The sequence below is a fragment of the Microbacterium sp. NPDC058062 genome, from assembly GCF_042885375.1.
Taxonomy (GTDB): Bacteria; Actinomycetota; Actinomycetes; order Actinomycetales; family Microbacteriaceae; genus Microbacterium; species Microbacterium trichothecenolyticum_C.
In genome coordinates this window covers 137,258-156,369 of record NZ_JBHVSC010000001.1, presented here as the reverse complement: position 1 = coordinate 156,369, position 19,112 = coordinate 137,258, and the positions used below count along the sequence as shown (strand labels likewise).

Genomic DNA, 19,112 nt, shown 5'->3' with positions numbered 1-19,112 from the left:
CCAGGCTCAACCGGTGGTCGCACCCTCCGCAGCGGAGCGCACGAGTCGGGAGTACTTGGCAAGGACGCCACGGGTATAGCGCGGGGGAAGCGGCTCCCAGCCAGAGCGGCGGGAGTCAAGCTCAGCCTCGTCGACGAGTAGGTCGAGAGTGCGAGCCGCGATATCGACCCGTATCAGATCACCATCGCGCACGAAGGCGATGGGACCTGCGTCCACCGCTTCGGGTGCTATGTGGCCGATGCACAGGCCGGTTGTGCCGCCTGAGAATCTGCCGTCCGTCAAGAGTAGTACATCTTTTCCGAGCCCAGCGCCCTTGATGGCCGCGGTGATCGCGAGCATCTCGCGCATGCCCGGGCCGCCCTTGGGGCCTTCGTAGCGGATCACGACGACGTCGCCGGCGGCGATCTCGCCGGCCTCGAGGGCGTCCATTGCGGCACGCTCGCGCTCGAATACGCGGGCGGGTCCTTCGAACACGTCGGCGTCGAAGCCGGCCGACTTCACGACCGCACCCTCGGGGGCGATCGAGCCGTGCAGGATCGTGATGCCGCCCTTGGCGTGGATCGGGTCGTCGAAGGAGTGGATGACGGTGCCGTCGACGGGGTCGGGATTCAGGTCGGCGAGGTTCTCGGCCAGCGTCTTGCCGGTGACGGTGAGCGCGTCGCCGTGGAGCAGGCCCTCGTCGAGCATCGCCTTCATGATGACCGGGATGCCCCCGTGACGGTCGACGTCGTTCATGACGTACTTGCCGAACGGCTTCATGTCGGCCACGTGCGGCACCTTGTCGCCGATGCGGTTGAAGTCGTGCAGGCTGAGGTCGACATCGGCCTCGCGGGCGATCGCGAGGAGGTGCAGCACGACGTTGGTCGAGCCGCCCAGCGCCATCGCGAGCGCGATCGCGTTCTCGAACGCCTCCTTGGTGAGGATGTCGCGCGTCGTGATGCCCTGGCGCAGCAGGTTGACGACGGCCTCGCCGGAGCGGTGCGCGAAGTAGTCGCGGCGGCGGTCGGCCGACGGCGGCGCGGCCGATCCGGGCAGGCTGAGGCCGAGCGCCTCGGCGACGGAGGCCATCGTGTTGGCGGTGTACATGCCGCCGCACGCGCCCTCGCCCGGGGCGATCGCGCACTCGATGCGCTTGAGGTCGGCCTCGCTCATCTTGCCCGCGAGGCACGCGCCCACGGCCTCGAACGAGTCGATGATGGTGACGTCCTTCTCGGTGCCGTCCGAGAGCTTGACCCAGCCCGGCGCGATCGAGCCGGCGTAGAGGAAGACGCTCGAGAGGTCCAGGCGCGCCGATGCCATGAGCATGCCGGGGATCGACTTGTCGCACCCGGCGAGCAGCACCGAGCCGTCGAGGCGCTCGGCCATGATGACGGTCTCGACGGAGTCGGCGATGACCTCGCGGGAGACGAGCGAGAAGTGCATGCCCTCGTGGCCCATCGAGATGCCGTCCGAGACGGAGATGGTGCCGAACTGCAGCGGATAGCCGCCGCCGGCGTGCACGCCCTCCTTGGCACCCTGCGCGAGCCGGTCGAGGCTCAGGTTGCAGGGGGTGATCTCGTTCCAGCTCGAGGCGATGCCGATCTGCGGCTTGTCCCAGTCCGCGTCGCCCATGCCGACGGCACGGAGCATGCCGCGCGACGTCGTGGCTTCGATGCCGTCGGTGACGACGCGACTGCGGGGCTTGATGTCGATGGAGTTGTCAGCGAGCGAATCGGGCTGGGCCATTGACTCAGTGTATTCCCGCACGGCGACGCCCTCGGCCCGAGTGACGGACCCGCCGGCCGGGGCGGGCCTAACCCCGCGAACGCGCCGTTGCGAGTTGCTGCAGAAGCTCCGCGAGAGCCGCGATGTCCGCGACCCGCACGGTCGCGGACGTCTGGCCGTCCCCCACGCGCACGCCGAGGTCGCCGTCCCCGAGGCTCGCCAGCGCGTCCTCGTCGGTCACGTCGTCGCCGGCGAACAGCACCGCCGTGGCGCCCACCCGCTCGCGCAGCTCGGCGATCGCGGAGTCCTTGCCCTCGTGCCGGAACGCGAACTCGACGATGTTGTGTCCCGTGCGACGGCGCCAATGCGGGGCCTCGGCCGCGACGATCTCATCGACGACGCGGTTCGCCTCGGCCGCGGCCGCAGCGCTCGCCCGGCGCGTGTGCACGCCGAACCCGAAGGTCTTCGGCTCGATCCAGACGCCCTCGAGGTGCGCGGTGGCCTCCTCGGCGTGGCCACGGAGGGCGTCGCGCAGGGCGACGTCGGCATCATCCTCGCCGTGGCTCACCACGCCCTCGCCCGGGATCCAGAACTCTGCTCCGTGCGATCCCGCCAGCAGCACCCTCGACGAGTCGTCGTGCTCGGCGATCACGCGCAGATCCACGAGGCTCCGCCCCGATACGAAGGCGACGACGGTGTCAGGCGTCGCGACCAGGGCGTCGACAGCTTCGCGCGCGGCGGGCAGCATCCGTGCGTCCATCGGCTCGTCCTCGAGCGGCGACAGGGTGCCGTCGAAATCGAGCGCGACGAGAAGGCGATCGGATGCCGCGACCCGGGCGATCGCCTCGTCCGCCGCGCTCACGCGCCGGCCTTCTGCACGCGCTTGCCCTCCCGGGCGGTGTCGAGGGCGTCGAGGAACGACCGCGACCAGCTGGCGACGTCGTTCTCGACGACCTTCTTCCGCAGCGCCCGCATGCGGCGCCCCTGCTCGGCGGCGGGCATCTCGATCGCGCGCAAGATCGCTTCCTTCATCCCATGGATGTCGTGGGGGTTGATGCGGATCGCGCTCGGCAGCTCGTCGGCGGCGCCGGCGAACTCGCTGAGCACCAGCACGCCGCGGTTGTCGGTGCGGGTCGCCACATACTCCTTGGCGACGAGGTTCATGCCGTCGCGGAGCGCCGTGACGAGCATGACGTCGGCGGCACGGAACAGCGCCACCATCTCGTCGCGGGGGTAGGCCTGGTGCAGGTAGCGGATGGCCGTGTGCCCCATGGTGTCGTGGTCGCCGTTGATGCGCCCGACCGTCAGCTCGATCTCGTCGCGCAGCTGCATGTAGGCCTCGACGCGCTCGCGGCTGGGGCTCGCGACCTGCACGAGGGTCACGTCCTCGACGTCGATGCGGCCGTCCTCGAGCAGCTCGCCGAACGCCTTGAGGCGATGGCGGATCCCCTTCGTGTAATCGAGCCGGTCGACGCCGAGCAGGATCTTCTTCGGGTTGCCGAGGCTTTCGCGGATCTCGGCGGCGCGGGCCTTGATGTCGGGGCGCTCGGCGAGCTCGATGTACGACCCGGTGTCGATCGAGATGGGGAACGCCTTCGCGAGCGCGTTGCGCGTCGAGCCGTCCGGCTCGGGAACGGTGATCCCCGTCGCCTTCGTCTGGTAGCGCAGCTGCCGACGCACGGCCCGCGCGAAGTTGCCGGCGTCCGCCACCCGCTGGAAGCCGATGACGTCCGCGCCGAGAAGGCCCTCGAGCACCTGGCGCCGCCACGGCAGCTGCGAGTAGAGACCGTATGCCGGGAAGGGAATGTGGTGGAAGTAGCCGATGGTGAGGTCGGGGCGGGCCTCGCGCAGCATCTGCGGCACGAGCTGCAGCTGGTAGTCCTGCACCCACACGGTGCCGCCCTGGGCGGCGACGCCGGCGGCCGCCTCGGCGAATCGTCGATTGACCTTGACGTAGGCGTCCCACCACACGCGACGGTACCGGGGCGCAGCGATGACGTCGTGGTACAGCGGCCAGAAGGTGTCGTTCGACATGCCCTCGTAGTAGAGCTCGACCTCGTCGGCGCTCAGCGACACCGGCACCAGGTGCGTGCCCTCGAACTCGAAGGGCTCGACCTCGATGTCGGGCTGGCCGGGCCAGCCGACCCAGGCGCCGTCGGCGCGCCGCATCACCGGCTCGAGCGCCGTCACCAGCCCGCCGGGCGAGCGGCGCCAGCCCGACCCGTCGGCGGCGTCGGCGACCCGGTCGACGGGCAGGCGGTTGGCGACGACGACGAGTTCGGCGGCGGGGGCGGTGGGCTCTGTCACGCGGTCTCCTGACGGTTTCGTGGACTCGGCACGCTCAGGCTAACAGCGTGGCTGAGGGCCCCGAGTCCCCTTGACGCGCCGGACGACACCATGTCAAGGGGCGCGGCGCCCGCACGGGCCGCGCTAACGTGGCCCCATGCGCAAGTACCTCTTCGGCACCGGCATCCTCACCGCGATCACGGGCGGGCTGACGCTGATGAGGGGACTACGCGAGAACGAGCCGTTCACGTGGCGGATGGCCCTCGCATGGCTCAGCTGGGGCATCTCCCTGGCCCTCGCGATCGGCGCGATCGTCGACGTCCGCCGCGCCTCGCGCGGCGAGCTCATCGCGAACGACTCCCCCGTCCACGGCCGCGAGAAGAAGCTCCTCAAGCGCCGCATCCAGCCCTGACCCGCACAGACGAGCGCCACGAGACCCGTCCGGGTCCCGTGGCGCTTCCGTCTGGGGGTCGAGGATCGATCAGCGCGTGAGGATGAGCGCGTCGCCCTGACCGCCGCCGCCGCACAGCGCCACCGCCGCCGTGCCGCCGCCGCGCCGCACGAGTTCGTGCACGGCGTGGACAACGAGGCGGTTGCCGGATGCCCCGATCGGGTGTCCGATCGCGATGCCGCCGCCGTGCGGGTTGACCACGTCGTCCGAGAGGCCGAGCTCGGCCTGCGAACGCACGACCACGGCGCCGAACGCCTCGTTGATCTCGACGATGTCGAGGTCGCTCGCGGCGATGCCCTGCTTGGCCAGAGCCTTCTCGATCGCCCGAGCGGGCTGCGAATGCAGTGAGTTGTCGGGGCCGGCGACCTGGCCGGACGCGCCGACGACCGCGAGCACGTTCCAGCCGTTCTCGTCGGCGTGCGAGCGCGTCGTCAGCACGACCGCGGACGCGCCGTCCGAGATCTGCGACGAGTTGCCCGCCGTGATCGACCCGCTCGACGCGAAGGCCGGGCGCAGGCCCGCGAGGGTCTCGACGGTGGTCTCGGGGCGCACGCCCTCGTCCTTCGTCACGACGACCGGATCGCCCTTGCGCTGCGGGATCTCGACCGGCACGATCTCGGCGTCGAAGAGCCCCTCGGCCTGCGCGGCGGCCGCACGCTGATGCGACCTCGCGGCGACAGCATCCTGAGCTTGCCTCGTCACCTCGAGCCGCTCGTTGTGGCGCTCGGTCGACGCGCCCATGCTCTCGCGGTCGTAGGCGTCGGTGAGCCCGTCGAACGCCATGTGGTCGAGCACCTCGATCGAGCCGTAGGCCCAGCCGTCGCGCGAGCCCATAAGCAGGTGCGGGGCGCGGGTCATCGACTCCATGCCGGCGGCGACCACCACGGTCGCGTCGCCCACCGCGAGCATGCGTGCGCCGTCGATGATGGCTGTGAGGCCGGAGAGGCACACCTTGTTGACCGAGCCCGAGTGGACCTCCCACCCGATGCCGGCGCCCACTGCCGCCTGACGCGCGGGATTCTGCCCGCTCCCGGCCGCGAGCACCTGACCGACGAGCACCGCGTCCACGGCATCGGCGGGGATGCCGCCCTTCTCGAGGGCGCCCCTGATCGCGGCGCTGCCCAGCTGCACCGCCGTGAGCGGAGCCAGCTGGCCCTTGAGCCGCCCCTGCGGAGTGCGCGCAGCGGCGACGATGACGACGTCGTCGTGGTTCATGCTTCGATTCTCTCTCCGACGGCGACCGTCAGCTCCGGCTCGGTGGCCGCGATGACCTCTTCCACGGTGACCCCTGGAGCCGTCTCGACCAGGACGAGTCCGGCATCCGTCACGTCGATGACCGCGAGGTCCGTGATGATGCGGTCGACCACCCCGCGTCCGGTGAGCGGCAGCGAGCATTCGTTCACGATCTTCGCCGAGCCGTCCTTGGCGACGTGCTCCATCAGCACGATCACCTTCGCGGCGCCGTGCACCAGATCCATCGCGCCGCCCGGCCCCTTCACCATCTTCCCGGGGATCATCCAGTTGGCCAGGTCGCCCGTCGCCGACACCTGCATCGCGCCGAGGATCGCGGCGTCGATCTTGCCGCCGCGGATCATCCCGAAGCTCGTCGCCGAGTCGAAGAAGGCGGCTCCGGGCAGCGTCGTCACCGTCTCCTTTCCGGCATTGATGAGGTCGGGGTCGACGTTCTCCTCGGTCGGGTACGGCCCGACGCCCAGGATGCCGTTCTCGGACTGCAGCACCACGGTCACGCCCTCGGGCACGAAGTTCGGCACCAGGGTCGGCAGGCCGATGCCCAGATTGACGTAGGCGCCGTCGGCGAGCTCCTCGGCCGCGCGGGCGGCCATCTCGTTGCGGGTGAGCGGCATGTCAGGCCCCTTCCGGCATCTCGCGCGCGGCGGCCTGTGCGACCGAGACCGTGCGCCGTTCGATGCGCTTCTCGATGTCGGATCCGACCTCCACGATGCGGTGCACATAGATGCCGGGGAGATGGATGCTGTCGGCCTCGAGCTCGCCCGGTTCGAGGAGCTCCTCGACCTGGGCGATGCACACGCGCCCCGCCATCGCGGCGAGCGGGTTGAAGTTGCGTGCAGCCTTGTTGAAGACGAGGTTGCCGTGACGATCGCCCTTCAGTGCGTGGACGAGCGCGAAGTCGGTGACGATCGCCTCTTCCAGGACGTAGTCGCGAGGCGTGCCCGATACGTCGAAAGCGCGCACGTCCTTCACGGGCGACGCGACCGCGATGCTGCCGTCGGCGGCATAGCGACGCGGCAGTCCGCCCTCGGCGACCTGCGTGCCGACGCCGGTCTGGGTGTAGAACGCGGCGATGCCCGATCCGCCGGCGCGGAGCTTCTCGGCGAGCGTGCCCTGCGGAGTCAGCTCGAGCTCGAGCTCGCCCGAGAGGAACTGCCGCTCGAACTCCTTGTTCTCGCCGACGTACGAGGAGGTCATCTTCCGGATGCGCTTGGCGTTCAGGAGGATGCCGAGCCCCCAGTCGTCGACGCCGCAGTTGTTGCTCACGATGCTGAGGTCGCTCGTGCCCTGTGCAAGCAGCGCCTCGATGAGCGCGATGGGGTTGCCGGACAGCCCGAACCCTCCCACCGCGAGGGACGCCCCGTCGGGGATGTCGGCGACGGCCTCCGCCGCCGATCCCCAGGTCTTGTCGATCATTGTGCTCCTTCGCATTCCGGTCGCTCGGCTTCCATCGTCCGGCTCGACGGGGCGCACCGCCACCTCGCCGCTTGCCATGTGGCCACCCCGCGCCGTAGCGTCCATATTGTGGACACCGTAGCCAAGCGCACCGTTCCGGGAGCCCAATCGATCGCCCGCGCGGCCCAGCTCCTGCGACTGGTCACCTCGGGTGGAGATGACGGGATGCCGGTGGCCGAACTCGCCCGCCGCGCCGACCTCACCCGCCCGACGACGCATCGGCTCCTCACCGCGCTGCGCCACGAGGGCCTGGTCGATCAGGATGAGCGCACCGGAGGCTGGATGCCCGGACCGGAGCTGTACCTGATGGGCACGGTCGCAGCATCCCGGTACGACATCACCGCTGTCGCTCGCGACATCGTGCGCTCGCTCGCCGTCCGCACCGAAGAGAGCGCGTTCCTGTCCGTGCGCCGTGGCGACGAGACCGTGTGCCTGCTGCGCGAGGAGGGCAGCTTCCCGATCCGCTCGTTCGTGCTGTCGGAGGGCGTGCGGTTCCCGCTCGGCGTCGCCTCCGCGGGGCTCGCGATCCTGTCGTTCCTCCCGCCCCACGATGTGGACGCCTACTTCGAGCGTCACCCGGAGCTCTCGGATCGATGGGGCGCGTCACACAGCGAGCAGCGGCTGCGCACGCGCCTGCGCGACACCCAGGAGCGCGGCTACGCCGTCAACCCCGGGCTCATCGTCGAGGGCTCCTACGGCATCGGCGCCGCGGTCTTCACCCGCGAGGGCCACCCGCAGTGGGCGCTGAGCCTCACGGGCGTCGAGTTCCGCTTCGGCCCCGACCGCCTTCCCGAGCTCGGCCGCACACTCCTCGCCCACGCACACCAGCTCACGACCCGCATCGCCGCGTCGCGCTGAAGGCGTTCCCTGCGGTCCTCGGGCTGCAGCGCTCCTCAGGACGCGGCTAAGTTGCGCACAGTTCCGTATGAGATTCAGCGCGCGTCGGCTATCTTGATCGCAACCCGAGCGGCAAAGGGGCCTCTTGGGGGAGCAGTACCCCTGGGGAGGGACCAATGAAACAACGGACGTCTGTGCTGTCCGCAATCGCTCTGGCGGTGTCAGCACTCCTGGTTTCGACAGCCGGCGCGGCTTACGCCGACAATCTCGAGGTCGACGGCGATCTCCTGAAGGCCGGCACGCAAGCTGTGCTCGACTTCGGTGACGTGACGTGCGGCACCACGACGAGCCGACAGGTGACCGTCTACGTTCAGAGCAACGGTCACGGCGGCAACGGGAACAACAACAACGACAACAACGGCGGCGGACAGGTGTTCGCCAACGGCGAGGTCGTCGACATCACCGCCACGACGGCCGCGCCGTTGTCGGTGAGCGTCGCCGCAGGTGACGCGGGAAACGTCATGCTGCCCGCCAACTGGGAGACCGCGTTCGGCAACAACACCCTCTCGCCCGGCGGCGCGACCGCGACCGTCACGCTGACCGCCGGAACCGTCGCCGGAACCTTCACGGGATCCGTGACCTATTCCGGCACGGGCGACAACACCGGCGGCAACTCGATCACCCGGCAAGTCACGCAGAGTGTCACCTGGAAGACGGTCGGCTGCAAGTCCGCCACCACGACCACGGTGTCGTGTCCGGCGTCGGTGGTCTACACGGGCCAGGCGATCACGCCGTGCTCGGCCACCGTGACGGGTTCGAACGGGTTCTCGCAGTCGCTCCCCGTCACCTACTCCCCGAACACCGCGGTGGGTTCTGTGACCGCCTCCGCCTCCTTCGCCGGTGATTCGACGCGCACCGGCAGCAGCGGCGGCGCGACGTTCGGGATCACCAAGGCATCATCGACCACGACGGTGTCCTGCCCCGCATCGGCGACGTACACGGGCTCACCGCTCACGCCGTGCACGGCCGGCGTCACCGGCGCGGGAGGGCTGAGCCAGGCGCTCACCCCGACGTACACCGCGAACACCGACACCGGAACGGCGGGCGCCGCGGCCACGTTCGCGGGCGACTCGAACCACACCGGATCTACGGACAGCAAGACGTTCACGATCCTCGGCGCCACGGCGAACTGTGCCGTCGTCGGGTTCAGCGGCGACTACGACGGGCTCGCACACCGTGCCACCGGCGCGTGCACCGGCCTCGGAGGCGTCGACATCAGCGGGGGCCTGGATCTCGGTGCGTCATTCACCGACGTGCCCGGAGGCACGGCGTCATGGAGCTTCGCGTTGCCGAATTACGCGTCGCGGTCCGGTTCGGCGGTGATCGCCATCGGCCCCGCAGCCTCATCCATCTCGATCCAGTGCTCCGACGTCGTCTACAACGGCGCCGCGCAGGAGCCGTGCTCGGCGACGGTGACGGGCGCCGGCGCGCTGTCCGCGTCGGTGACCGTGCACTACGACCTCAACACGACGGCGGGTACGGCGACGGCGAGCGCCTCCTACCCCGGCGACCTCAATCACACGAAGAGCGAGGCATCGACGACTTTCAAGATCGCCAAGGCGCCGTCGACGACCGAGATCACGTGCACGTCGCCGCACACCTTTACGGGCTCGCCGATCACGCCGTGCACGGCGAAGGTGATGGGTGCCGGCGACCTGGACCAGGAGGTCACGCCCTCGTACAGCGGCAACACCGGGGCGGGCGTCGCCTCCGTGTCCGCGGTCTTCGAGGGTGACGCCAATCACGAACCCAGCAACGACACGTCGTCGTTCGTCATCGCCAAGGCGACGTCTTCGGTGAAGCTCTCCTGCCCCGCGTCCGTGGTCTACACGGGTGCCGCGCAGGTCGCCTGCACGGCGAGCGTGTCGGCCGTCGGCCTTGCGGCGTTCGAGATCGACGTGGACTACACGGACAACACGAACGCGGGGCACGCGACCGCCACCGCATCGTGGGGCGGCGATGACGACCACGTCGGAAGCAGCGCGAACGGCGGCTTCCAAATCGATAAGGCCGCATCGTCGATCTCGCTGGAGTGCCCCGAGTTCGTGGTGTTCACCGGTGAGCAGCTGACGCCGTGCGGTGCAACGGTCTCCGGAGCCGGGCTCACCGATTTCGCAATCGACGTCGACTACGCGGCCAACATGTACGTGGGTGACGCCAGCGCCGCCGCGAAGTGGGACGGCGACGAGAACCACGACGGCAGCACTGCCGAGGGTGGTTTCCGCATCGAGAAGGCGCCGTCGTCGATCGCTCTGTCGTGCACTCCGGGCGCCGTGTACACGGGCAGTGCGCTGACCCCGTGCACGGCGACCGTCTCCGGCGCCGGTCTGACCGCGTTCACGGTCACTGTCACCTATGCCGGGAACACCGATGCGGGACAAGCCGACGCCGCAGCTTCCTGGCCGGGCGACGCCAACCACACGTCGAGCGAGGCATCGACGAAGTTCGCCATCGCGAAGGCGATCTCGAACACAGAGGTCACGTGTCCGGCGTCGCAGATCTACACCGGATCCGCCATCGAACCGTGCACGGCGAATGTGACCGGACCGGGCGGGCTCAACAAGCCGCTCACACTCTCGTACACCGACAACACCTCCGTCGGCACCGCCACCGCGTCCGCCGCGTACACCGGCGACGGAAACCACGTGGGCAGCGATGACGCGGTGCAGTTCACGATCGAGAAGGCGACGTCGGCGATCGGTCTGTCCTGCGCTCCGGGTGCGACCTACACGGGCAGCGCGCTGACTCCGTGCACCGCGACGGTCTCCGGAGCGGGCTTGGCCTCGTTCACCATCCCCGTCACGTATTCCGGCAACACCGAGGCCGGAACGGCGAGCATCTCGGCGGCGTGGGCCGGGGACGACAATCACACCGGAGCCACGGCCACCGGGAGGTTCCAGATCGCCAAGGCTCCGTCCACTGTCACGGTGACATGCCCGTCTACGCCGATCATGGCCACCGGATCACCGATCGAGCCATGCTCGGCGGAGGTCACCGGTGCGGGTGGCCTGCAGCTCACCCTGACGCCGACCTACACCGACAACAAGCTGGCGGGCAGTGCGGCGAAGGCGTACGCGAAGTATGACGGCGACGCGAACCACCTCCCGGACGACGACACGAAGACATTCACGATCGCCGCCTGGACGCTGAACGGCTTCTTCAAGCCGGTCGACATGGGTGACAGCGTCATCAATATCGTGAAGGGGGGCTCGACGGTTCCGCTCAAGTTCACGGCGTTCGCCGGCGCGACCGAGCTGACCGATCCCGCGAAGCTGGGCGCCTCATTCGTCGCACGCGAGATCAAGTGCGATCTGACCGACATGCAGAGCGACGACCTGTTCACGACCACCGGCGGCACGACACTCCGGTACGACGCCACCGCACACCAGTGGATCCAGAACTGGGCGACGCCGAAGAACGCCGGCAAGTGCTACCAGGTGACGCTGACCACCGCAGATGGAACAACGCTGAAGGCTCAGTTCAAGACGAAGTAGCCCGCACGCCTCAGAGTGCCCGGCGGCATGCGATCACCGCAGCCGCCGGGCGCTCGAACGACGTGGTCACACCCGGGCCGCGAGCTCCTCACGGACGGCAGCGGCGACGACGTCGGCGCCCTCCGGCGACATCACGATCGTGTAGTGGTTGAACCCCTCGATCCGCTCGTGCTCCACTCCGGGGTACTCCGAGAGCAATCGCCCGAGATGTTCCGGCGCGTACAAGCCGGGCGGCTCGTTCTGGAGGCCGCGGGGCACGGTGATGAGGCGGGTCGGATGCTGCAGCCCGGCCAGCGCCGCCGGCAGGGCGTCGCCCGTGTTCATGTCGAGGGTGTCGTCGGCGGTCGTCGCGTAGCTCGTCGCGGGACGGAACGCGCCCGCCCCGTCGTCGACGAGGTCGTACGCGAGATAGCGCTCGAGCTCGGGCGTCCACGCGCCGGCGAAGGCCGGATGCTGCCGCCAGAAGTCCAGGTACTCCCCCGTGTCGGCGAACCTCATCGACAGGCGCGCCGCGGTCGGGCCGAGGATGCCGGCGACGAGCTCGTCGGTGCTGAGCCCCGCCGGGACGTCGAGCGGCAGCCCGCCGTCGACGAGCAGCAGCCGCGAGACGCGCTCGGGGTGGAGGTGCGCGAACACGACGGACACGAACCCGCCCATCGAATGCCCGACGACCACGGTGCGGTCGATGCCGAGCGCCTCGAGCAGCGCGCTGAGGTCCGCCGCGTGTGCGGCCATCCCCGCGGCGCCGCCGATGCCGTTGCTGCGCCCGCGCCCGCGCAGATCCGGCGCGACGATGCGAACCCCCGGGAGGCGCTCCACGACGAACGGCCACGCCAGGTGCGAGGCCGTGACCCCGTGCACCAGCAGCACCGTCGGCGCCTCGGGCCCGGCATCCGCCGGCTCCCAGACTCCCGCGCGCAGCGCCCCGCCGTCGACGGGAACGTCGACCGTCCGATACTCGTGGTTCACCGCGCCGTCCATCCGCCGTCCATCGTGTACGAGGCTCCCGTGACCATGCCGGCCTTGTCCGACACGAGCCATCCGGCGAGCGACGCGACCTCGTCGGCTTCGACGAGCCGCTTCACCGCGCTCTCGGTGAGCATGATCTTCTCGACGACTTCGCTCTCCGCGATCCCGTGCACGGCGGCCTGGTCCGCGATCTGCTTCTCCACGAGCGGTGTGCGCACGTAGGCGGGGTTGATGCAGTTGCTCGTCACGCCGTGCGGGGCGCCCTCGAGCGCCGTCACCTTCGACAGGCCCTCGAGCCCGTGCTTCGCGGAGACGTACGCCGACTTGAACGCGCTCGCCCGGAGGCCGTGGGCACTCGAGATGTTGATCACACGCCCCCATCCGCGCTCGTACATCGCCGGGAGCGCCGCGCGGATGAGGAGGAACGGTGACTCCAGCATGAGCCGCACGATGAGCCGGAAGGCATCCGGATCGAACTCCGTGATCGGGGCGACCCGCTGGATGCCGGCGTTGTTCACGAGGATGTCGACATCGAGGGTCAGGTCGTCGAGCGCGGCGGTGTCCGCGAGGTCGACGGCCCAGGACTCACCGCCGACGGCGGCGGCGGCATCCGTCGCGGCATCCGCGTTCAGGTCCGCGATGATGACGTGCGCGCCGCGCTGGGCGAACTCGTGCGCGCAGGCGAGGCCGATGCCGCTCGCCCCGCCGGTGACGAGTGCGCGCTTGCCCGCGAGATCCTTCTCCGCCATCAGGCTTCCTCTCCTGCGTCGTCCGCTCGCGGCGCGAGGGCGTTGTCGATGAACCGGGTCATGCCGGCGAACACCACCGGGTCGAGCTGCGCGGGCGGCTTGCCGTCGGCGTCGCGCTCCCACAGCAGGAACCGCATGCCGATGAGCTCACCCATGCCCATGAGGGCCCACGCCGTCGTCTCGGGGTCGAGGGCGCGATCGACGTCGCCCGTCGCCTGCGCCGCGCGCAGGCCGGCCTCATAGCCCTCGACGATGCGCGTGTAGTGCGTGCGCAGCACCTCGGGCGAGACGAACTCCGCCTCGCGCACGACCCGGTACAGCGCGGGGTGCTCGGCGGTGAACCGGAAGAACCCGGCGAACCCCGCGCGCTCCGCTTCCAGGCGACCGGTCGCCCCGGCCATCGCCTCCGACATGGAATGGCGCACGCGGCGATTGAGGTCGAGCACGAGCGCCTCGAAGATCGCCTGCTTGCTGTCGAAGTACAGGTAGAACGTGCCGAGACCGATCCCCGCGCGCTCGGTGATCTTGACGATGGATGCCTCGTGGTACCCCTGCTCGGCGAACACGAGCTCCGCCGCCTCGAGCAGACGGCGACGGGTCGCCTCGCCGCGCTTGGTGAGCGGGCGTCCGGTGGCGGACGACACCAGCTCCTCTTCCCGGTCGACGAGTTCGTCGGACATGCTCATCGGGATTCCCCCTTCGTACGCTCGTGCACCACTGTGTGCGCGCGCTCCCCAGCACGATCTTCCTGCTCTCGCCGCGGTTCGACCAGCAACCTGGCCTGTTCGCGGAGACGCGATCGTGCGAGCTTCTCGATGGTCGACCGCGGCAGCGCGTCGACGAACTCCACGTGGACGGGGATCTTGAAGGCGGCGAGGTTGCGCCGCGCGTGGGCAAGCACCTCGTCGACCGACAGCGCGGCCCCCGTCACGGGCACCACGAACGCGACTCCCCGCTCCCCCCACACCGCGTCGGGCACGCCGACGACGGCGACTGCCTCGATGAGCGGGTGCAGGCACAGCGCGTACTCGACCTCCGCGGGAGCGACGTTCTCGCCGCCCGAGATGAAGATGTCCTTCAGGCGGTCGACGATGCGGTACACGCCGGACGCGTCGCGGGATGCCAGATCGCCGGTGCGCAGCCATTCGCCGCTCATCGCACGGGCCGTCGCGTCCTCGTCGTCGAGATAGCCGGCGAAGACGCTCGGGCCGCGCACCCACAGCTCGCCGGTGGCCTCGTACTCCAGTGCGAGCCCCGAGGCGGGATCTACGATCCGCACCGACACGTGCGGGTACGGCCGGCCGACGGCGCCGGGGGCCTCGATCGACTCGGCCGCAGGCAGGTGCAGCACGTTGGGTGCCGCTTCGGTGAGCCCGTACCCCTGCGTGAGCGGGATCCCCCGCGCTGTCCACTCCTCCTGCAGCTCCACCGGCATCGTCGCGCCCCCGACGAGAGCGAGACGCAGGGACGCGGCATCCGTGCTGATCCAGTCGCGGTCGCCCGCGAGCAGCGCGTACTGCGTCGGCACGCCCATCATCGCGGTGACCTTGCGGTCGGCGATGAGCTGCAGCACGCGCGCCGGCTGGAACGACCGCTCCAGCACGACCGTCGCGCCGACCCACCACGCGAGCAGCGGCTGACAGTTCCACGCGGCGACGTGGAACTGCGGCAGCATCGCGAGCACGACGTCGTCCTGCGTGAGCGGCAGCGCCTGCGCGAGGGCCAGGTTGTTCCAGAAGCAGTTCGCGTGCGTGAGCACGACGCCCTTCGGTGCGGATTCGCTCCCCGACGTGAAGATCACGAGCAGCGGGTCGTCGTCGCGCACCGGTCGGCGGGTCACCGGGTTCGCTGCGCGGGGCACAGTCCCCGCTTCGACGCCGGTCGTGCCGAGCACGGAGACCGGCGGGGCGACGGCGGCGATGCGCAGCGCCTCGCCCGCAAGCGCGGCATGCTCGTCCTCGATCAGCACCAGCGCCGGAGCCGAACGGGTGAGGACATCGGCGAGCTCGCGCGGCGTGAGCCGCCACGACAGCGGTACGAAGGCGATGCCCGCGATCGCGCACGCGAAGAACGCCACGACGTGGTCGGTGGAATTGCCCGACACGGTCGCGATGCGGTCGCCCGGCCCGTAGCCCGCGTGGCGCAGTCGGTCGGCGAGCTCCGACGAGCGGGCGGCGAGGGTGGCGTAGTCGGTCGTCACTCCTCGGTCGTCGATCGCGATGCGCTCCGGTGAGCGGGTCGCGCGGTCCACGATCCACCGGCCGACGGTGTGCGGCCCGTCGTCGACGTCGGGGTCGGCGGTCCAGCTCACGCGCGCACCTCGACGGGGGCTTCGGCGGACTCGTCGGCATCGTCGAGCTGCCGCAGCGACCCGCGGACCTTCTCTCCGCGCCGGCGGCGGACCGCGGCGTCGATGGTGCCCGCGATGCCTCCCGGGAGGAACATCACCACGATGATGAAGAGCACCCCGAGGAGGAAGAGCGGCTCCGACAGCGGGATCCGCAGCACGTCGGGAAGCCCGGCGATCGCGTCGGAGCCGGCGAGCACGGTGAGCCGCTGATCGAGCAGCGTGTAGAGCACACCGCCCACGATCGCACCCCAGCGGAATCCGACGCCACCCAGCACCACCATCACCAGGACCGTGATCGTGAGGTCGGCGGAGACCGACCGGGGCACGGTGCCCGACTGCAGGAGCATGTACGCGACTCCGGCGAGGCTAGCGAGACCCGCCGCGATGACGAACACGATGAGTCGGACGCGGTAGGGCGACAGGCCCAGCACACGCACGCGCTGCTCGTTCTCGCGCGTCGCTCGGGCGAGATGCCCCAGGCGCGACGTGTCGACCCACAGCACCACGAGATACACCAGGACGAGCACCACGAGCGTGAACCAGTACAGGTTGCGGGTGTTCACGACCCCGATGAGGAAGTCGGGCACCTGCGCCGTGTTGAGGCTGAGTCCCTCCTCGCCGCCGGTGACCTGCGAGTTGCGCCGCACCAGCACCGATCCTGCCTGCGCGAACGCCAGCGTCACCATCGCGAACGGGATGCCCGAGACGCGCATCGACACCGCGCCCGTCACGAGGGCGATGACCATGCCGCCGATCAGCGCGATGAACACGCCGGGCCACAGCGGCACGCCGAAGTGCTCGAGCGCGATCCCCAGACCGTACGCGCCGGCGCCGAAGTAGAGGGCATGCCCGAACGACAGCATCCCGCCCGACCCGAGCAGCAGGTTGTACGACAGCGCGAGCGCGGCGAACACCATGCAGAGGGACAGCAGCGCCAGGGTGCCGGGCATGTACGTCGGCGTCGGCAGAATGCCCGGGAGCGAGAGGTTGAGCAGCGGCAGCATCGCCATGAACGCGACGAGGACGACGCCGACAACGGCGGGAAGGAAGCGACGGATGCTGCGCTCCGAGGTCGCCTCGGGTCCCTGAGCCTGTCGAAGGGTCATGCCTTCCTCCCCAGGAGTCCGGTCGGACGCACCAGCAGCACGAGGGCCAGCAGGATCACGACGATGAAGTCCCCGGTGCCGCCGAGGTAGAAGTTGGCGAACTGCTGCAGCACGGCGACGAGGACGGACGCCACCGCCGCACCGGTGAGCGAGCCGAGGCCGCCGACGACGGTGACGATGAACGCGAAGATGAGGAGCGTCTGCCCGAGGTGCGCCGACACGAAGGTCGAGTAGTGCATCGCCAGCACGCCGCCGATTCCCGCGGCCGCGCCGCCGATGGCGAAGACGAGGGTGAACGAGCGACGGACGTCGATCCCGAGCGCCGTTACCATCGAGCGGTTCTCGACGCCGGCCCGGATGATCATGCCGTAACGCGTCTTCTGCAGGAACAGCACGAGGGCGGCGAGCACGAGCACGGCCGCGATCATCAGCACCCAGTAGGTGTTGGGGATGCGGGCGCCGAGCACTTCGGTCGTCTGCTTGAGCCACGGGGGTCCGCCGATGTGGATCGGGTCGGTGCCCCAGATCCCCTCGAACAGCGCCACGGCTGCGAACGACAGGCCGACCGTGACGAGCACCTGCTCGATGTGCCGCTCGTACAGCGGCCGGATGAGCACGAGTTCGGTGAGGGTCGCGAACACGGCCCCCACGCCCGCGCCGACGAGGACCGACAGCAGGAAGGATCCCCACGAGTCGGTGCCGAGCGCCTGCGCGACCATCCAGCCCATGAACGCGCTCAGGGTGAGGAACGCGCCGTGCGCGAAGTTGAGCACGTGCATGAGGCCGTAGATGAGGCTCAGGCCACTGGCGACGAGGAAGTAGAGGGCGCCGAGACCGACGCCGGTGATGAGGGTGAGGACGAGGGTACTCATGAAGCGTGCTCCACGTGGACGCCGAGGAGGCGGCGGGTGAGGTCTTCGTCGTCGAGGAGATCGCGCGCCTTGCCGACGTGCGCGACGCGCCCGCCGGCGATGACGACGGCGTCATCGGCGAGACGACGCACGACCTCGAGGTTCTGCTCGACGAGGAGGATGGGGACGGTCTTCGACGCCTCCTGGAGCGCGTCGGCGACCTCGGTCACGATCTTCGGCGCGAGGCCCTTCGTCGGCTCGTCGACGAGGAGGAGCCGGTTGTCGTTGAGCAGCGCCCGTGCGACCGACACCATCTGCTGCTGACCGCCCGAGAGCGTGCCCGCCTGCTGGTCGCGGCGGGCGACGAGATCCGGGAACAGCTCTGCGACGAACTCGCGCCGAGGGTTCCGCTGACGTTCGGCCAGGGCGAGGTTCTCGGCGACGGTGAGCTTCGAGAAGACCTCGCGGTCCTCCGGCACGTACCCGACGCCGCGCCGCACGATGCGATGCGTGGGAAGCCCGTCGATGCGGTCGCCCGCGAGGGTCACCTCGCCGCGACGGGAGATGAGGCCGAGGATGCCGCGCAGGGTCGAGGTCTTGCCGACGCCGTTGCGGCCGAGCACCGCGGTGATGCCGGTGGCGGGCACGTCGAACGAGACGTCCTCGACGACCTGCTGGCCCGCGATCGTGCACCGGAGGTTTCGGACGGTCAGAACGGATTCCCCGCTCATGCCGCCTCCCCCGCCGATCCGGTGCCCAGGTAGGCGCTCTGCACGAGAGGGTTCTCCATGATCCGCTGCGGCGTGTCGTACGCGATGATCGTGCCGAAGTACATGACGGCGACCTTCTCGACGAGGCCCATCAGCACGTCGATGTGGTGCTCGACCATCAGCAGGGTGCAGCCCTTCTCGCGCTGCATGTCGCGGATGTTCTCGACCAGCCCGGGCACATCGCCCGAGCCCACGCCCGCCATGGGCTCGTCGAGCAGCACGATGCTCGCCTCCGTCGCCAGGAGCACGGCGATCTCGTGCTTGCGCTTGTCGCCGTGCGAGATGTCGCCCGCGAGCGCGTCGCGCTTGTGGCTGAGCCCCACGACCTCGAGCTTCGTCAGCGCGAGCTCGGTGGCGGCATCCGTCCGCTTCGGGAAGTGCAGGAGAGAGCCGGAGCCGCCCAGCGACACCTGGGCCGCCAGACGCACGTTCTCGAGCACCGACAGCTTCGGGAAGAGGCTCGACGTCTGGAAAGTGCGACCCAGCCCCGCCCGCGCCCGCGCCGGCACCGACGCCGTCGTGATGTCTCGGTCGTCCAGCACGACGCGGCCGGCAGTGGGCTTCATGAGCCCCGAGATCACGTTGAAGAGCGTGGTCTTGCCGGCGCCGTTGGGACCGATGACGCCCACGAGGGAGCCGGCGGCGACGTCGAGCTCGACGTCTTTGAGGATCGTCGCCCCACCGATCTGCAGGCCGAGGCCCTCGATCTTCAGCGGAGAGCCGCGGCGCGCGGTCTCCGCGGCGGGCGCGGACGGGACTGTGGTGCTCATCGTTTCGCG

The 19,112-nt window shown here is 69.9% G+C and carries 17 protein-coding genes; 3 read left to right on the top strand and 14 right to left on the bottom strand.

Annotation, left to right across the window (positions count from 1 at the left end; all coding sequences use genetic code 11):
* Window positions 1-6: 6 nt before the first annotated feature.
* The 3 genes from ilvD to ACFVSU_RS00710 all read right to left on the bottom strand — a co-directional run bounded on the left by ilvD (window position 7) and on the right by ACFVSU_RS00710 (window position 4,011).
* Window positions 7-1,725, bottom strand: a complete 1,719-nt coding sequence (ilvD, locus tag ACFVSU_RS00720; protein WP_374974632.1) for a dihydroxy-acid dehydratase — start codon at window positions 1,723-1,725, stop codon at window positions 7-9.
* A 67-nt stretch (window positions 1,726-1,792) separates the two neighbouring features.
* Window positions 1,793-2,566, bottom strand: a complete 774-nt coding sequence (otsB, locus tag ACFVSU_RS00715) for a trehalose-phosphatase (protein ID WP_387136760.1) — start codon at window positions 2,564-2,566, stop codon at window positions 1,793-1,795.
* Complete coding sequence (locus tag ACFVSU_RS00710; RefSeq protein ID WP_387136758.1) at window positions 2,563-4,011, bottom strand: trehalose-6-phosphate synthase; 1,449 nt, start codon at window positions 4,009-4,011, stop codon at window positions 2,563-2,565. The genes otsB and ACFVSU_RS00710 overlap by 4 nt, the downstream gene beginning before the upstream one ends.
* 136 nt (window positions 4,012-4,147) lie before the next feature.
* Here ACFVSU_RS00710 and ACFVSU_RS00705 point away from each other — a divergent pair, with 136 nt between their 5' ends.
* Window positions 4,148-4,402, top strand: coding sequence for a hypothetical protein (locus ACFVSU_RS00705; protein WP_387136756.1), 255 nt, complete (start codon window positions 4,148-4,150; stop codon window positions 4,400-4,402).
* 69 nt (window positions 4,403-4,471) lie between these two features.
* Here the strand turns inward: ACFVSU_RS00705 and ACFVSU_RS00700 are convergent, their stop codons facing one another.
* The 3 genes from ACFVSU_RS00700 to ACFVSU_RS00690 are packed head-to-tail and all read right to left on the bottom strand — an operon-like array spanning window position 4,472 to window position 7,108.
* Window positions 4,472-5,656 carry an acetyl-CoA C-acetyltransferase gene (locus ACFVSU_RS00700; RefSeq protein WP_387136754.1) on the bottom strand — a complete coding sequence of 395 codons (1,185 nt, stop codon included), beginning with the start codon at window positions 5,654-5,656 and terminating at the stop codon, window positions 4,472-4,474.
* Window positions 5,653-6,306 (bottom strand): CoA transferase subunit B, encoded by a 654-nt coding sequence (locus ACFVSU_RS00695; RefSeq protein WP_310291401.1) that lies wholly within the window; start codon window positions 6,304-6,306, stop codon window positions 5,653-5,655. Before ACFVSU_RS00695 ends, ACFVSU_RS00700 begins: the two co-directional genes overlap by 4 nt.
* A 1-nt stretch (window position 6,307) precedes the next feature.
* A complete protein-coding gene (locus ACFVSU_RS00690) occupies window positions 6,308-7,108 on the bottom strand; it encodes a CoA transferase subunit A (RefSeq protein ID WP_387136751.1) in 801 nt (266 codons plus the stop codon).
* Between the two features lie 108 nt (window positions 7,109-7,216).
* On the opposite strand from ACFVSU_RS00690, the gene ACFVSU_RS00685 reads away from it, so the two are divergent.
* Both ACFVSU_RS00685 and ACFVSU_RS00680 read left to right on the top strand, forming a co-directional pair.
* The gene (locus ACFVSU_RS00685) at window positions 7,217-8,005 is read left to right on the top strand and encodes an IclR family transcriptional regulator (protein ID WP_387136749.1); all 789 of its coding nucleotides are present in this window, start codon (window positions 7,217-7,219) and stop codon (window positions 8,003-8,005) included.
* A gap of 197 nt (window positions 8,006-8,202) precedes the next feature.
* Window positions 8,203-11,538, top strand: a complete 3,336-nt coding sequence (locus ACFVSU_RS00680) for a PxKF domain-containing protein (RefSeq protein WP_387136747.1) — start codon at window positions 8,203-8,205, stop codon at window positions 11,536-11,538.
* Between the two features lie 66 nt (window positions 11,539-11,604).
* Here the strand turns inward: ACFVSU_RS00680 and ACFVSU_RS00675 are convergent, their stop codons facing one another.
* The 8 genes from ACFVSU_RS00675 to ACFVSU_RS00640 are packed head-to-tail and all read right to left on the bottom strand — an operon-like array spanning window position 11,605 to window position 19,103.
* On the bottom strand, window positions 11,605-12,519 hold the full coding sequence (locus ACFVSU_RS00675; RefSeq protein WP_387136745.1) for an alpha/beta fold hydrolase: 915 nt from the start codon (window positions 12,517-12,519) through the stop codon (window positions 11,605-11,607).
* Complete coding sequence (locus ACFVSU_RS00670; protein WP_387136743.1) at window positions 12,504-13,256, bottom strand: 3-hydroxybutyrate dehydrogenase; 753 nt, start codon at window positions 13,254-13,256, stop codon at window positions 12,504-12,506. The genes ACFVSU_RS00675 and ACFVSU_RS00670 overlap by 16 nt, the downstream gene beginning before the upstream one ends.
* Entirely contained in the window at window positions 13,256-13,942 is a 687-nt protein-coding gene (locus tag ACFVSU_RS00665; RefSeq protein ID WP_387136741.1) for a TetR/AcrR family transcriptional regulator, read from the bottom strand. Before ACFVSU_RS00665 ends, ACFVSU_RS00670 begins: the two co-directional genes overlap by 1 nt.
* The gene (locus tag ACFVSU_RS00660) at window positions 13,939-15,567 is read right to left on the bottom strand and encodes a class I adenylate-forming enzyme family protein (RefSeq protein ID WP_387136739.1); all 1,629 of its coding nucleotides are present in this window, start codon (window positions 15,565-15,567) and stop codon (window positions 13,939-13,941) included. Before ACFVSU_RS00660 ends, ACFVSU_RS00665 begins: the two co-directional genes overlap by 4 nt.
* Complete coding sequence (locus tag ACFVSU_RS00655; protein WP_387136737.1) at window positions 15,564-16,712, bottom strand: branched-chain amino acid ABC transporter permease; 1,149 nt, start codon at window positions 16,710-16,712, stop codon at window positions 15,564-15,566. The genes ACFVSU_RS00660 and ACFVSU_RS00655 overlap by 4 nt, the downstream gene beginning before the upstream one ends.
* Entirely contained in the window at window positions 16,709-17,584 is an 876-nt protein-coding gene (locus tag ACFVSU_RS00650; RefSeq protein WP_387136735.1) for a branched-chain amino acid ABC transporter permease, read from the bottom strand. Before ACFVSU_RS00650 ends, ACFVSU_RS00655 begins: the two co-directional genes overlap by 4 nt.
* The gene (locus ACFVSU_RS00645) at window positions 17,581-18,294 is read right to left on the bottom strand and encodes an ABC transporter ATP-binding protein (protein WP_310291425.1); all 714 of its coding nucleotides are present in this window, start codon (window positions 18,292-18,294) and stop codon (window positions 17,581-17,583) included. The genes ACFVSU_RS00650 and ACFVSU_RS00645 overlap by 4 nt, the downstream gene beginning before the upstream one ends.
* Complete coding sequence (locus tag ACFVSU_RS00640) at window positions 18,291-19,103, bottom strand: ABC transporter ATP-binding protein (protein ID WP_387136732.1); 813 nt, start codon at window positions 19,101-19,103, stop codon at window positions 18,291-18,293. Before ACFVSU_RS00640 ends, ACFVSU_RS00645 begins: the two co-directional genes overlap by 4 nt.
* Window positions 19,104-19,112 lie beyond the last annotated feature (9 nt).

Excerpts from the sequence above, each read along its gene's own strand:
- ilvD (WP_374974632.1), bottom strand. The coding sequence starts at position 1,725 with ATGGCCCAGCCCGATTCGCTCGCTGACAACTCCATCGACATCAAGCCC.
- ACFVSU_RS00705 (WP_387136756.1), top strand. The coding sequence starts at position 4,148 with ATGCGCAAGTACCTCTTCGGCACCGGCATCCTCACCGCGATCACGGGC.
- ACFVSU_RS00700 (WP_387136754.1), bottom strand. The coding sequence starts at position 5,656 with ATGAACCACGACGACGTCGTCATCGTCGCCGCTGCGCGCACTCCGCAG.
- ACFVSU_RS00695 (WP_310291401.1), bottom strand. The coding sequence starts at position 6,306 with ATGCCGCTCACCCGCAACGAGATGGCCGCCCGCGCGGCCGAGGAGCTC.
- ACFVSU_RS00690 (WP_387136751.1), bottom strand. The coding sequence starts at position 7,108 with ATGATCGACAAGACCTGGGGATCGGCGGCGGAGGCCGTCGCCGACATC.
- ACFVSU_RS00675 (WP_387136745.1), bottom strand. The coding sequence starts at position 12,519 with ATGGACGGCGCGGTGAACCACGAGTATCGGACGGTCGACGTTCCCGTC.
- ACFVSU_RS00670 (WP_387136743.1), bottom strand. The coding sequence starts at position 13,256 with ATGGCGGAGAAGGATCTCGCGGGCAAGCGCGCACTCGTCACCGGCGGG.
- ACFVSU_RS00665 (WP_387136741.1), bottom strand. The coding sequence starts at position 13,942 with ATGAGCATGTCCGACGAACTCGTCGACCGGGAAGAGGAGCTGGTGTCG.
- ACFVSU_RS00655 (WP_387136737.1), bottom strand. The coding sequence starts at position 16,712 with ATGACCCTTCGACAGGCTCAGGGACCCGAGGCGACCTCGGAGCGCAGC.
- ACFVSU_RS00650 (WP_387136735.1), bottom strand. The coding sequence starts at position 17,584 with ATGAGTACCCTCGTCCTCACCCTCATCACCGGCGTCGGTCTCGGCGCC.
- ACFVSU_RS00645 (WP_310291425.1), bottom strand. The coding sequence starts at position 18,294 with ATGAGCGGGGAATCCGTTCTGACCGTCCGAAACCTCCGGTGCACGATC.
- ACFVSU_RS00640 (WP_387136732.1), bottom strand. The coding sequence starts at position 19,103 with ATGAGCACCACAGTCCCGTCCGCGCCCGCCGCGGAGACCGCGCGCCGC.